This window comes from Macrococcus sp. 19Msa1099, assembly GCA_019357535.2.
In the GTDB taxonomy this organism is placed as follows: Bacteria; Bacillota; Bacilli; order Staphylococcales; family Staphylococcaceae; genus Macrococcoides; species Macrococcoides psychrotolerans.
The window spans coordinates 225,708-238,960 of sequence record CP079955.1; the positions used below are offsets into that span (position 1 = coordinate 225,708).

Genomic DNA, 13,253 nt, shown 5'->3' on the forward strand with positions numbered 1-13,253 from the left:
TGAAAATATGAACTTATCTTATAATCCTGAAGGTTTAAGACCGTACTTTCAAGTTGATGATAGTAAAAGAATTAGGTTCTTGATTGAAAGCTTATCTATCTTAGAACTTAAAGATATCATATCTCGTAGTTTCAAAAATCATTCTACAGTGCAATGTAAGGTTTTGATTGGGTATCGTTATAAAGGGATTCGTCGGAAGGAGAAAACAAATATCGGTAAGTTCTTTACCATAAATAACTGGTATGAAGAACAATTAATAGGTGAGGATGGCACTGCATATACATTTGCAAATATTAAGAGTATTGATGTTGATGAATTAGTAAGGTACTGCGTTAAATTAAAGAATGGCTTTAGAAGTGCATATATATTCTTTTATAAAGAAGATAAAACGTTATATGTTAATAACGATGTATTTGATATTGTGTCTAGTGATGAAAAATTTATAAATCATATAAAAAGAAATTATATTAATAAGTATGATCGTTTGCATGAGAAATAGAAGTCTATTTATTTCAAGTTGAGATGACGTTATGACTTTAGGTGTTATTATCAAGAAAGTAATGTTAACTGAATATCAATAATCATGGGTAAAATGAGTTAGTAAAGTTAAAGAAGGAATGTAAGGTGTTACTTCTCTTAGTCCTGACAGTATTTAGCATATTGGCGGTTTATGAATTTAAGGATTGATAATAAAGCCTATTATTGATGTCGAGATTAGTGCCAGAGGCTTGAAGATAGAACTAATTATACAGTTGCGAAAGAAGCATTCGTGAGATCGATTATTAATATTAGATAATGTTTTGCCAGTAATGCGTTAAGATATCATTGCTTGTAATTAAATGAGAGAGGTGCGGTGTATATGAAGGTGGATATTGATGGTTTCAAGAATGAGGATGCCAAGGAGATAGTAGCACTTATTCATCGTGCCATGTTTGAGACGAATATCACAGATTACTCAAAAGAGGATTTAATTGAAGATGCAAAAGCGATTACTGAGGTTTCCATCACGGAGCGTGCATCATGGACACACTTTTATGTATTTAGAGCCGATGATAAGATTGTCGGTACTGGTGCAATTGGTCCATATTGGGGTAGCGAAATAGAAAGCAGTTTTTTTACGATTTTTGTGTTGCCTGAATATCAGGGACAGGGTATAGGACATCTTATTATACACACACTAGAGAGCGATGAATACTACAAGCGTGCTCATCGTATAGAAATTCCTGCTTCCATAACAGCTTTTCCTTTTTATGAGCGTTACGGTTATGTATGTAAATGTGATAATAAGCAACCCGACGATGAGGGGATTGTTAGAATGGAGAAATATAGAAGTGGTAATGTATAGATCTTGAGGTGGGTACTACTTTGTATAGTATTATAATGTCCTCTATATTTATTGCTTAAAAGAGTGGGGACTTAGATTGTTTAATAATGATTTTAGTTATATAGGGGTTTTATAGATGGTTAGCTATCGAGTGTTAATAGAGCCGTGATAGTTATTATGAGACATATAAATGTTTTTAAACGTGAATAATTGGATATAGTAATAATAATAACTTAAAGGAGAGGTTTAGTATGTTTAACTATATGAACAACTTGTATATTGCCAAGGAAATGTATAATGCAGGTAAAGGGAAACTTCAAGGGAACGAAGATTTAGCTAAATTATTTGATGAGTTCGGTTATTCGGAAGAAATGATGAAAGTTGTCGGTGGTGTTGAGACAGCCGGTGCAGCGTTACTTGCGCTATCTATCTTCAGCAAGAAGTTTAATCAGGCGGGGGCATTACTTGTAGAAGGTGTAATGCTTGGTGCAATCTATTCCCATCTAAAGGCGGGACATGGTTATGATGCAACAAAGAATGCACGTAACATTCTAGCTTTAAATACAACTTCATTGCTTACAAGCTTCAAAAAAGATAAATAAGCTTCAACTGACACCTCCTGAATCATTCAGGAGGTGTTTCTTTATGATTAATATGGTGCATTGAGGGAAAATACAAAGTATGAAATGTTTTAAATTTGAAGTGAAGGAGTAAATGATATGACAGTAGAGAAATTATTTGAACCGCTTGAATTAAGCAATGGTGTAACAATAAAGAATAGATTATATAAAGGGGCGATGAGTGAAGGTATGGCAGACGATAACCATCGCCCGACAGAAGCACTCGTTAATGCCTATCAGCATTGGGCAGATGGAGGTATCGGTATGGCGCTTACCGGCAATGTTATGGTCGATCGTCGTTATCTTGGTGAGCCGGGGAATGTGGTTGTAGAAGATGAGCGAGATCTAGATATACTTAAGCGCTGGGCTGAAGCGGGTAAACGTAATAACAGCCATATCTGGATGCAGATTAATCATCCCGGTAAACAAAGTCCAAAGTCGGTATCTCAACAGCCTGTAGCTCCTAGTGCCATTCCCATTAATGGGGATGCCGGCAGTGGATTTAACCCACCACGTGAGATGACATTGAATGAGATTAAAGAGACGATAGAACGCTTTGTAACTACTGCAGTAATCGCTAAGAAAGCAGGATTTACAGGTGTTCAGATACATGGGGCTCACGGTTATTTAGTGAGTCAGTTCTTATCAGCAAGGGATAACCGTCGCTTTGATGAATACGGGGGGACACTAGATAAACGAATGAAGTTCTTAGTGGAAATCTATACGGGTATGCGCAAGGCGTTAGGTGAAGAGTTTCCGATCAGCTTAAAGATCAATTCAACGGACTTTAGTGACAAAGGGTTCTCCCTAGAAGATTCTATCACTGTAATCAAGAAGATGGATGAACTCGGAATCGATCATATCGAAATTTCAGGTGGAGATTATGAGAAGCCGGAAATGATGGGTGACGGAGAAGTATACTTCCTGGACTATGCAAAGAAAGTAAGTGATATGGTAGAGGTGCCGATTTCTGTGATTGGAGGGTTCCGTAAGCAGCAAAGCATGATCGATGCCATCACAGAGACGAACGTATCAATGATCGGTATTGGACGTCCGCTTGTACTGAATCCTGAGCTTCCAAATCAGCTGCGTGAAGGAACGTATGAGGATGTTACTTTACCAAGACTGACGACCAAGGTTAAAGCCCTGGATAAAATGATTGGAGGCTTTGTTGGCTTAGCGTACTACGAACAGCAGATCAGAAGATTAGGCAATAACCAGGCGCCTGTAGTGCATACGAATGCATGGAGTCCACTATTTGAGCTCGCTAAGACACATGGTGCGAAGGCGTTTTCGAAAAGAAGAAGATAGATAAAGAAGATTAAATTCATTATACCGGTTATAGATGGATCAGATGGGGTATGGACTAATACTATAGAATAGGAGGACGTTTAATGAAGGTACTATTAACAGGCGCTTCAGGTTATATCGGCGGAAATTTATTGGAACAATTGAAAGAAGACTATGACATTGTAGCTGCTTCAAGAAGTACAGATAATAAAGAAGATGAAAAGAACGTAACATGGAAGAAAGTGGATCTCTATGCACTTGAGGATATTGAAGAAGCTATGGAAGGCGTGCATACAGCAATTTATCTCGTGCACTCTATGATACCCTCTGCGAAATTAACTCAAGGTTCATTTATGGATATGGATGCAATATTAGCAGATAACTTTGGCCGTGCGGCGAAGAACAAAGGTGTGAAACATATCATCTTTATGAGTGGAATTATGCCGGACGAAGAGGATGAGAACTTATCAAATCACTTACATAGTCGTAAAGAATGTGAGAAGATTCTGGGCTCTTACGGTGTTCCTGTATCGACATTACGTGCAGGGCTGATTATTGGACCAAAGGGTTCTTCATTCCCGATTCTGAAGAAATTGACAAAACGATTGCCTGCGCTCGTGCTTCCGAAGTGGGCATATAGTAAAACAGCACCTGTTGCCTTAAAAGATGTAGTTAAAGGATTAGCAACATTAGTTAAGCGCGAACCGAAACAAAATGAACAGATTGATATCTATCATGAAGTAACGGATTACAAAGGAATGTTTGAAGCCACTGCATCAGCTATGAAGAAGAAATTACCTATGCTTGATGTACCGTTCATTCCAGTATGGATTACAAAGTTACCTGTCGCATTAATCGCTGGTGAATCTAAGGAACTTGTTTATCCATTAATTGATAGTCTCGTGCATGATATGACACCTTCTAAGAAGAATTATGTAGAAGGCATATCCAATGCACCGACACCGTTAAAAGAAAGTATTGAGACTGCTTTAAAAGATAGTGATGATGAGAAGAAAGGTAAGAAAAAAGCACCTTCTATTGCGAAACAGCTTCAAAAGAATGACGTTAAGTCTGTTCAACGTATTACGATCCCTTCAAGCTGGACGATTGAGCAAACGGCAAACTATTATGTTAACTGGTTATCACGTATCGGTTACTCATTTATCAATACTTCGATTGAAAATGAAGTATTGAATATTTCATTACCAATTTTCAAAGACCCTATCCTTATCCTGGAAAAATCACAAAAGAAATCATCAGAAGATAGGGTGTTGTTCTATATAAAAGGCGGTAAGTTTGCTAAGGTAAACGAAAGCAGCAGAGCACGACTTGAATTCAGACGTATCCTTGATACGAATGAGTGTATAATTGCAATCCACGAATATGAACCATCGCTACCTTGGTTTGTATACACAATTACTCAAGCACGTGTGCATTTGTTAGTGATGAAACTCTTTGGGCTTGAGACTAAGATTTTAGCGAAAACCTTGGATTCTAAGTATCTCGAAGATAAAACAATGACATTACAAGATAACTAAGATTTACACTCACCTTAAAGGTGAGTGTTTTTTTATTCTTTTTTATTCATATCGTTAATTTAATAGGGTATATAATAACTAATAAACTTACTAGGAGGGAAACAATGAAGAAATATCAAGTAGTGATTCTCGGAGCAGGTGCAGGTGGGTTATCAAGTGCAAGCAGATTATTGAAGTCTGGTATAAAGGATATCGCTATCATCGATCATGCAGATCAACATGCTTATCAGCCAGCTTGGCCTCTCGTTGGTTCAGGTGAAGAGAAGAAGACACGTACAGTAAAAAGCATGTCACGTGTAATCCCTAAAACAATTGACCACATCCAGCAACGTGTTACTCGTATTCAGCCTGTAGAGCGTAAAGTGTATTTAGATAATGATGATTTTATTATGTACGAATATCTCGTCGTCGCACTTGGCATACAATTAGACTTTCAGGAGATAGAGGGACTTGAAGCGACGCTAGGCAGAAATGGTGTTACGACAAACTACCTCTATGATTATACAGATTATACCTATGAATTATTAAAGCAGACCAAGACAGGTAATGTAATAATAACGAAACCGAAATCAGTAATTAAAGGCGGAGTTGCTCCTGAAAATACATTGTTTACCTTTGATGAATTTATTCGTGATCAGAAAGATAATAAGGCACATCTTATTTTTAAATCAGGGAAAGACACATTATTTCCTGTGGAAAAATATAGACGATATATGGAGGAACATTTAAATAATAAGCATATTGAATATCAACTCAATCAAGAATTGATTAAGGTAGACGGTGACAAGAAAGAAGCGACATTTAAAGAATGGGCTACAGGAGAAACATATACATTACCTTTCTCTATGATTGTTGTAACACCACCTATGAGTGCGCCAGATGTTGTGAAAAATTCGACCTTAAGCGATGAACAAGGGTGGCTGGATGTTAATCCATTTACGCTACAACATGTTCGTCATCAAAATGTATTCGGTATCGGAGACTGTACGAATTTACCAACCATAAAGATGGGAGCGGCAGTAAGAAAACAGATGCCCGTACTTGTCAGTAATCTACTTTCACAGATAAAAGGCAAACAGTTAAAAGCGCATTATGATGGCTCTACAGCTTGTCCAATAGCAACAGAATATGGTCAGGCGTTTATGGCGGAATTTGGATATGATATGAAACCGAAGGAGTCTATGCCGATAGATCAAGGGAAGACGAATCCGTTATTATATCAAGTGAAGAAACGTGGGATACCATTGATGTACTGGAATGCCCTGTTGAAAGGCAAAGCATAGTATTGAACCGAAAGATGACATTGAGAACCGATTCTGCGAGACAGAGTTGGTTTTTAATTTTGTATATAATTGTAAATTGATATTCATTGTTATCAGAAAATTAAGTATAATATGTATAAGAAGTGGCTACGAGACTATTAGAAATTATTAAAACGAATGAACCAGAGTTTTTTAATAATCTCGTGCATATGTTTTAGATGTGATTTAGAAAATTAACGGAGGTTCAGCATGCAGAGTTTCTGGGTTTATGTATTAATAACAATCGTGTTAATTGGTATAGGTATTGGTTATAGTGTCTATGACAGTATTCAACTGAAGCGTAAAATAAAAACATTGTTTAACAAGCAGGCGACACTTTTCAAACAAAAAGGTAATCATATTATGTTTGATCATTATTATAAGCATATTAGTAAAGAAGAGGCGCGATGTATTGATGATATTACATGGAATGATCTAAGTATGGATCAGTTATTTCATCGTATAAACTATCACTTTACATCTGTTGGTGAGGAATATACATATACGTTACTGCGTAATTTCCCGGGACATCATGTTGATGAAACAATGTTGAATAGGATTACTGAGGATGTAAGATATCGTGAGAAATTGTCATTTATATTAGCGAAGCTTGGTAGAAATGCGAATAATGATGCAAGCCGGTTTACAGTGCATTATCAGAAAAAAGAGCACTACAACAAGCTGATGATACTCGTAAGTTTCTTACCTATACTGAGTTTAGCTATGTTCTACTTCGGTGTTTCTATTGGTATATTCAGTGTAATCCTTGCAATGGGTGTCGTTATGGGGCTATCAGTAAAGTTTCAGTCGCAAAGTGATCTCGTTTATAACGATTTATTCTATGCAATTAAGATTATTGATACGGCAAACGAAATAATGAAGTTGAACGGCCGTAAATTAAATGATAGTAAGATGAAGTCCGTTAAGTGGATGAGCTATTTTATGTTAAATGATAATAAGAATGAAGGGAACATTGCGCTTACAATGATTAATGCGATTAAGCAGATGTTTTTAATTGATTATCATTTGTATCATCGCGCGCTTGCGATACTTCATAAGCATCAAGAAGATTTCGCTTCATATTTCAAAGTAGTAGGACAAGCAGATGCAAGTTATAGTACTGCTTTATGGCGAACAACATTACCATATTACGCTATTCCTGAAGCGGCTGAAGAAAAAGTGCTTGAAGCGGAGGAAGTGTATCACCCGTTACTTGATCGTGCTGTAGCGAATGATTTTAAGTATAAGCATTCTGTACTGTTAACAGGATCTAATGCCTCGGGGAAATCTACGTTTATGAAAACGATGGCGATAAATTTAGTAATGGCTCAAGGTCTGAATACATCGACAAGTGAAAGATTTGTGTATCAACCAGGAATCATAGCCACTTCAATGAATTTAGAAGATAGTTTAGCGAAAGGTGATAGTTACTTTATCGCAGAAATTAAATCTGTGAAGCGCCTCTTAGAAGTGCTTAAATTGACATTACCGACGTATATATTCATTGATGAAATATTGCGCGGAACGAATACGAAAGAACGCATTGCTTCAGCAACTGCAATACTAGACTATTTGAATTTACATCAAAACAGTTTGCTATTTGCAGCAACACATGATATTGAATTAACTGAAATATTGACACACTTTGATTTTTATTACTTTAAAGAAACACTGACTGAAGATAATGATATAACATTTGATTATACAATCAGAAAAGGTGTTACAACGACTTCGAATGCAATAGAACTCATGCGTATTCACAATTATCCGGAAAGTATATATGATCACGCAAAAACGCAGCTCAAGCAATTAGAACAACTGAATGTGGGGAAATAAGCACCGGATACGCGGTGCTTTTTATTATATATGTTAAAAATACTTTACATAATGTTAAGTATATTGTACATTTATGATGAGGTGAACAACATGCTAAAGTCTCATTTAAAGGAGTACCGTGCTAAATTTAATATGAATCAAAGTGAGTTAGCGAAAAGAGTTGGTGTCACAAGACAGACGATTGGTTTTATCGAAAAAGGTACGATTTCACCGTCTATCACGTTAGTGTTAAAGATTTGTCGTGTATTTCAATGTAAAGTTGAAGATCTTTTTGAATTGGAGGATATTGAAGATGAATGAACAACAATTTAAAAGAATTTATCCGTTATTTAATCTAGTCTGTATTGTGTGTATTGGATTACTGATCATCCCACTGAGTATGGTTATGCGTTATACGATTAATGAAGGTGATGTATTGTTTTCTGTTCATATCAACCCATACAAGTATGGTGATATGTTTTTGTACTTTATCATTGCGACAGTGATAATTAATATGATATTGATGGCTGTAAGTACAATATTTCTCGTATGGGCAAAGAAAAAGTTTAGAAAAATTAATTTAGTTCCTGAGATTAATGATCACGATGAAGGAATGAGTTTTGTAACATATGAATCGATGAAACGTTCTTATACTTGGTTGAGCGTGCTGTTACCGTTATTTACAGCTGTTATATTTTTAGTTCCAGATAATTTTGTGACCAAACCCACTGTACTAGGTATATTACTGTTTATGTCTGTAATTATGTATTTAACGTATTATGTTGAAAATAGAAAGTTATTAAAGGATTAAAATAGAATTTTCAAAATATTCATTGACATCATTAAGATGTTTAATTATGATAGTAATCAATAAATAAAACAAAATATTTTAACTCTTATCCAGAGAGGTGGAGGGACAGGCCCTATGAAACCTCGGCAGCAGATTCTTAATGAACACTGTGCCAATTCCTGCAACGTAAGTTGTAAAGATGAGACGAGACTATACAGCGATTTATCCTGTGGACTTGTTCTTGTCCACGGGATTTTTTATTTGAGTTAAAAAATTAGGAGGAAACTATGTATGAGAAAAGTATTAGGTTTAATTAGTGCAGTCATATTATCTGCATCTTTAGCAGGCTGTAGTTCAACTGAAAAAGAAGAGGATAAGAAGATTGTTGTTGCAGCTTCCCCTGCACCGCATGGAGAAGTTGTTAAACATGCAGCGGTTGCGATGAAGAAAAAAGGATATGACGTAGAAGTTAAGATTGTCAATGACTATAAAGTACCGAATAAGTTACTGCAAGAAGGCGATGTTGATGCTAACTTATTCCAGCATGTGCCATACTTGAAAGCTGAGAAAAAGACGCATCATTATGATATTGAAGAAGTAGGGAAAGTGTTCACTACGCCTATGGGGGTTTATAGTAAGAAGTATAAGAACTTAGATGAAATTCCATCTGGCTCTGAAATCTTCGTATCAAGTAATCCGGCTGAAGAAGGGCGTTTCTTATCATTCTTTGTCAATAAAGGTGTGATTAAGCTGAAAAAAGGCGTAAAGATTGAAGATGCATACTTTACTGATATCGTTGAAAATAAAAAGAATCTAAAGTTTAATAACAAACAAAGCGCAGAATTCTTACCGAAGACGTATCGTAATGGTGAAGGGGCTGCAGTAATTATGAATTCTAACTACGCAATTGATAATGGGATTACACCGCATAAAGATGCCATCGCGTTAGAGGATGAATCTTCACCATTTGCAAATATTCTTGCTGTTAAAAAAGGCCATAAGAATGACAAGAAGTTTCAGGATTTGATTGAAGTACTTCAGTCTCAAGATATGAAAGATTATATTAATAAGGAATTCAACAAAGACGTCATTCCATATGGAGGGAAGTAGATGAAGCTAGGAATCATTGGTGTTGGACGTGTGGGCAGTCAAGTGCTGACTGACGTACAGTATTTGAACGTATTTAACGAGATTGTCTTGATTGATAGTGACGAAAATGTTGCGACTGGAGAGGCAATGGATCATTTGCACAGTCAAGGTATTGGTGTCACGAATCATATCAATATTTATGCGGGAACATATAAGGATTTAAAGGATGCGGATGTTATCGTTATAGCGGCCAGTACAAAGACAGATACATCAATTCCAGATCGCACTGCGCTAGCAAAGGCGAATACAGTGATTATTAAAGAAATCACTACACGTATCGGTGAAGTAACGACCGATGCCTTGCTTGTTATTATTTCCAATCCTGTCGATGCGATGACGTACATCGCTTCAAAGTATTATCCGGAGAGTAAAGTGATAGGTACTGGTACGTTATTAGAAACTTCACGTTTTAAAACTTTAATTGCAAATCATTACAACATTGACCCTAAAAGTGTTGAAGGGTTTGTGATAGGAGAGCATGGAGCACATGCTGTACCGCTCTGGAGTAAAACGCGTATTCATGGTATAGCGTTGGAGGAATATGAACAGCTTAGTGGTAACCATAAGATAGATAAAAAGGAGATAACTGAGGCGATTGATAGCGTGTCATTTGATGTATTCCATCAAAAAGGCTGGACCAATGCAGCGATATCAAAAATCACTGTATTGCTTATCAAATCGCTTGTGCTCAATGAGCGTTCAATTTTCCCATTATCAACGAGAAATGAGGATATAGCATATAGCTTACCAGTACTTGTAGGAAAGGAAGGCATCATCCAGAGATTAGATATTTCAATAGATAATCAAGAAGCACAGGATTTAACAACAGCTAAACAATTTATTAGAAATACAATAGAACAGCATTATAATTAAGACCTTGTAAAATTACAGGGTCTTTTTGTATGCATGTGGCTTCTAAGGATATTGGAAAAGGGATACGTAGTCATGATGCTAAACTGCTGATGAGAGCTGGCTTTATGTGAACGGCATAAAAGGTTAAAAGAATATTACATCTAATTAAAGAAAGAATTCCCAAGTCATTAGTCCATCAGAATGAAAGGATTTTTATTTTATTTAGTTTTAACTAATGATTAAAAATGTTTTGTGAGCACCATTCAGGGTAAATAATTAATGTAGAAAATGATGAGAATAATGAAATTATATTTTAGGAGTGGTGGAAATGAAATTTGTAAAAGTACTAGGCGCAACAACTTTAGCGGCTGCCATATCGTTAGGTGCAGTGCAGGGCGAAGATGCCCTTGCTAAGCATTCAACAGCTGAAGTTCAGAAGCCTTACTATAAGTACTCTGGTTATACGAGCGGAAATGCCAAGTTTGTGCTGGATAAAGATTTCGTGCGTGCAGTTAAAGTAAATAACGTAACTGTAAGTGGTTATAAAGTAGATCTTAAGCGTATGACTTCAGGAGTTTCAGGCACAGGTTATACTAAGAAAGTTTATGATCAGAACTATACATTTTTTAAAGGGACTGATAAAAACCCATATACAGCGACTTTAGATGTGAATAACAATGAACTTAAATTCGATGATGTGAAGAAAGTGTACGGCAATGAATACCTTTTCAAAGGTAAGATGATATCTGGTAGTAATAAAGCGGTGCCTTCTAAAGTTGAGGGTGTTTACATTTACAACTTGAATGGTAACAGTATACAGTTCCTCGTGGAAAAAGGTTATGTGCAAAAAGTAATATTGGGACATGTTGGCATGGCATAAAAAATTTGCGCTTCAGTTATGAAGCGCAAATTTTTTATGCCATGAATTGGTTCTACAGTTGTGTAAAAATAATTATGTTATACTGTCAAAGTATCTTTTTTGTAGGAGGAATTTATGATAGACACATTAAAACGTGAATGGCTTACACAGCCTTTACAAAATATATTAGCGGGTATCGTAGTTTCACTCGCACTGATACCTGAAGTGATTGCATTTAGCGTCATTGCAGGAGTAAATCCAATGGTGGGACTGTATGCTTCATTTGTTATAGCGGTAGTCATCGCCTTTACAGGTGGAAGAAGTGCGATGATTTCTGCAGCAGCAGGTGCAATTGCACTGCTCGTGTTCTCTTTAGTGAAAGAACATGGCGTAGATTATTTATTTGCAGCGACCATCCTGATGGGAATATTACAAGTCATCTTTGGAATATTTAAAGTAGGTAACTTACTCAAATACATACCGAATACAGTGATGATTGGATTCGTAGATTCCCTTGCAATACTCATCTTTACATCACAATTACAGCACATCTTTAATATTAGTGGTGTGACTTATATATTTACTGTGGCAACAATTGTGATTGTATACGTCCTACCCAAATTTTTTACGAAAGTACCAGCACCACTCATTGCAGTCGTACTACTTACAGCAATTTCAATTATGATGCATGCTGATGTTAGGACAGTAGGTGATATCGGAGAAATTAAACGTACATTACCGCATTTGTTTATACCTGATGTGCCCTTCAATTTCGAAACGTTTAAGATTATCTTTCCGTACAGTTTATCGATGGCGGTCGTAGGTCTTGTAGAAAGTCTGCTAACGGCACGTATTGTAGATGATACATTGAAGAGTGACAGTGATAAGAATAAGGAATCACGTGGACAGGGCGTTGCTAACATCATTACAGGATTCTTCGGTGGTATCGGTGGATGTGCAATGATTGCACAAACTGTATTGAATTTGAAATCGGGTGGAACGACGAGATTATCATCGATTGCAGCGGGATCATCTCTTATGTTTTTAATAATTGTTCTTGGTGATTACGTCGTTCAGATCCCAATGAGTATTCTTGCAGGGATTATGGTTGTGGCTGCAATAAGTACATTTGATTTTGGGACATTCAAATTTTTGAAAAATGCAAGATGGATTGACATAATAGTAGTGTTAGTGACTATTACTTTAGTACTTATGACCCACAATTTAGCCATTGGTGTTATTGCCGGCAGTGTGCTGAACTTTGTATTTAACAGAAAAGAGGTGGCTTAAATGTATCAATCCGTTCTTATTGCGGTAGATGGATCACATAATAGTATGCGTGCAGCAGAAGAAGCGATAAAGCTCGATTCTAAGCATTATACGATTCTTTCCGTTATTACAGCAGAAGACTCAAAAGAAAGTGTATTGCATGGTACAGGAGATAGTGAATCAGATTGTAAAGAGGAACTGGAGGATATTATTGCAAAATTCTCTGGACATCACTTTAATGTGCTATTTGAACATGGTTATCCGAAAGAGAAGATTGTGGAGGTTGCGAATCATCATAATCATGATTTACTCGTTATCGGAACGCGAGGATTAAGTGGATTAAAAGAAGTCGTTATGGGTAGCGTAAGTCGTCATGTTGTTAAACATTCTGATATTAATGTACTTGTCGTAAAATAAAACAGGCGATTCCACTTGGAATCGCCTGT

At 36.4% G+C, this 13,253-nt stretch carries 13 protein-coding genes, 1 pseudogene and 1 riboswitch; all 14 genes and pseudogenes read left to right on the plus strand.

Translation table 11 applies throughout. The features are described 5' to 3' along the window. Window positions 1–7: 7 nt before the first annotated feature. The 14 genes and pseudogenes from KYI10_01230 (at window position 8) to KYI10_01295 (ending at window position 13,224) form a co-directional block, all read left to right on the plus strand. Window positions 8–499: a hypothetical protein gene (locus KYI10_01230; GenBank protein ID QYA33101.1), complete on the plus strand. Its 492-nt coding sequence runs from the start codon at window positions 8–10 to the stop codon at window positions 497–499. A gap of 360 nt (window positions 500–859) precedes the next feature. Then, complete coding sequence (locus KYI10_01235; GenBank protein QYA33102.1) at window positions 860–1,345, plus strand: GNAT family N-acetyltransferase; 486 nt, start codon at window positions 860–862, stop codon at window positions 1,343–1,345. Window positions 1,346–1,575: 230 nt separating this feature from the next. Next, window positions 1,576–1,926 carry a DoxX family protein gene (locus tag KYI10_01240; GenBank protein QYA33103.1) on the plus strand — a complete coding sequence of 117 codons (351 nt, stop codon included), beginning with the start codon at window positions 1,576–1,578 and terminating at the stop codon, window positions 1,924–1,926. Between the two features lie 117 nt (window positions 1,927–2,043). Then, a complete protein-coding gene (locus KYI10_01245; GenBank protein QYA33104.1) occupies window positions 2,044–3,255 on the plus strand; it encodes an NADH:flavin oxidoreductase/NADH oxidase family protein in 1,212 nt (403 codons plus the stop codon). An 83-nt stretch (window positions 3,256–3,338) separates the two neighbouring features. Next, entirely contained in the window at window positions 3,339–4,772 is a 1,434-nt protein-coding gene (locus KYI10_01250) for an NAD(P)H-binding protein (protein QYA33105.1), read from the plus strand. Between the two features lie 104 nt (window positions 4,773–4,876). After that, window positions 4,877–6,055, plus strand: coding sequence for an FAD-dependent oxidoreductase (locus KYI10_01255; protein QYA33106.1), 1,179 nt, complete (start codon window positions 4,877–4,879; stop codon window positions 6,053–6,055). 228 nt (window positions 6,056–6,283) lie between these two features. After that, the gene (locus tag KYI10_01260; protein QYA33107.1) at window positions 6,284–7,909 is read left to right on the plus strand and encodes a hypothetical protein; all 1,626 of its coding nucleotides are present in this window, start codon (window positions 6,284–6,286) and stop codon (window positions 7,907–7,909) included. A 90-nt stretch (window positions 7,910–7,999) separates the two neighbouring features. Continuing rightward, complete coding sequence (locus KYI10_01265) at window positions 8,000–8,209, plus strand: helix-turn-helix transcriptional regulator (protein QYA33108.1); 210 nt, start codon at window positions 8,000–8,002, stop codon at window positions 8,207–8,209. After that, entirely contained in the window at window positions 8,202–8,699 is a 498-nt protein-coding gene (locus KYI10_01270; GenBank protein ID QYA33109.1) for a hypothetical protein, read from the plus strand. The genes KYI10_01265 and KYI10_01270 overlap by 8 nt, the downstream gene beginning before the upstream one ends. An 82-nt stretch (window positions 8,700–8,781) precedes the next feature. Next, a riboswitch (SAM riboswitch) is annotated at window positions 8,782–8,884 on the plus strand. Window positions 8,885–8,969: 85 nt separating this feature from the next. Continuing rightward, on the plus strand, window positions 8,970–9,788 hold the full coding sequence (locus KYI10_01275; GenBank protein QYA33110.1) for a MetQ/NlpA family ABC transporter substrate-binding protein: 819 nt from the start codon (window positions 8,970–8,972) through the stop codon (window positions 9,786–9,788). Next, window positions 9,789–10,700 (plus strand): lactate dehydrogenase, encoded by a 912-nt coding sequence (locus tag KYI10_01280; GenBank protein QYA33111.1) that lies wholly within the window; start codon window positions 9,789–9,791, stop codon window positions 10,698–10,700. It begins immediately after the preceding gene. A 307-nt stretch (window positions 10,701–11,007) separates the two neighbouring features. Beyond that, window positions 11,008–11,559 carry a hypothetical protein gene (locus KYI10_01285; protein QYA33112.1) on the plus strand — a complete coding sequence of 184 codons (552 nt, stop codon included), beginning with the start codon at window positions 11,008–11,010 and terminating at the stop codon, window positions 11,557–11,559. Between the two features lie 114 nt (window positions 11,560–11,673). Then, window positions 11,674–12,825, plus strand: a pseudogene (locus KYI10_01290) (SulP family inorganic anion transporter). A gap of 3 nt (window positions 12,826–12,828) precedes the next feature. Next, window positions 12,829–13,224, plus strand: coding sequence for a universal stress protein (locus tag KYI10_01295; protein QYA33114.1), 396 nt, complete (start codon window positions 12,829–12,831; stop codon window positions 13,222–13,224). Window positions 13,225–13,253 lie beyond the last annotated feature (29 nt).

Bases quoted from the DNA above. Each gene is read 5' to 3' on its own strand.
- KYI10_01230 (QYA33101.1), top strand. From the start codon at position 8: ATGAACTTATCTTATAATCCTGAAGGTTTAAGACCGTACTTTCAAGTT.
- KYI10_01235 (QYA33102.1), top strand. From the start codon at position 860: ATGAAGGTGGATATTGATGGTTTCAAGAATGAGGATGCCAAGGAGATA.
- KYI10_01240 (QYA33103.1), top strand. From the start codon at position 1,576: ATGTTTAACTATATGAACAACTTGTATATTGCCAAGGAAATGTATAAT.
- KYI10_01245 (QYA33104.1), top strand. From the start codon at position 2,044: ATGACAGTAGAGAAATTATTTGAACCGCTTGAATTAAGCAATGGTGTA.
- KYI10_01250 (QYA33105.1), top strand. From the start codon at position 3,339: ATGAAGGTACTATTAACAGGCGCTTCAGGTTATATCGGCGGAAATTTA.
- KYI10_01255 (QYA33106.1), top strand. From the start codon at position 4,877: ATGAAGAAATATCAAGTAGTGATTCTCGGAGCAGGTGCAGGTGGGTTA.
- KYI10_01260 (QYA33107.1), top strand. From the start codon at position 6,284: ATGCAGAGTTTCTGGGTTTATGTATTAATAACAATCGTGTTAATTGGT.
- KYI10_01265 (QYA33108.1), top strand. From the start codon at position 8,000: ATGCTAAAGTCTCATTTAAAGGAGTACCGTGCTAAATTTAATATGAAT.
- KYI10_01270 (QYA33109.1), top strand. From the start codon at position 8,202: ATGAATGAACAACAATTTAAAAGAATTTATCCGTTATTTAATCTAGTC.
- KYI10_01275 (QYA33110.1), top strand. From the start codon at position 8,970: ATGAGAAAAGTATTAGGTTTAATTAGTGCAGTCATATTATCTGCATCT.
- KYI10_01280 (QYA33111.1), top strand. From the start codon at position 9,789: ATGAAGCTAGGAATCATTGGTGTTGGACGTGTGGGCAGTCAAGTGCTG.
- KYI10_01285 (QYA33112.1), top strand. From the start codon at position 11,008: ATGAAATTTGTAAAAGTACTAGGCGCAACAACTTTAGCGGCTGCCATA.
- KYI10_01295 (QYA33114.1), top strand. From the start codon at position 12,829: ATGTATCAATCCGTTCTTATTGCGGTAGATGGATCACATAATAGTATG.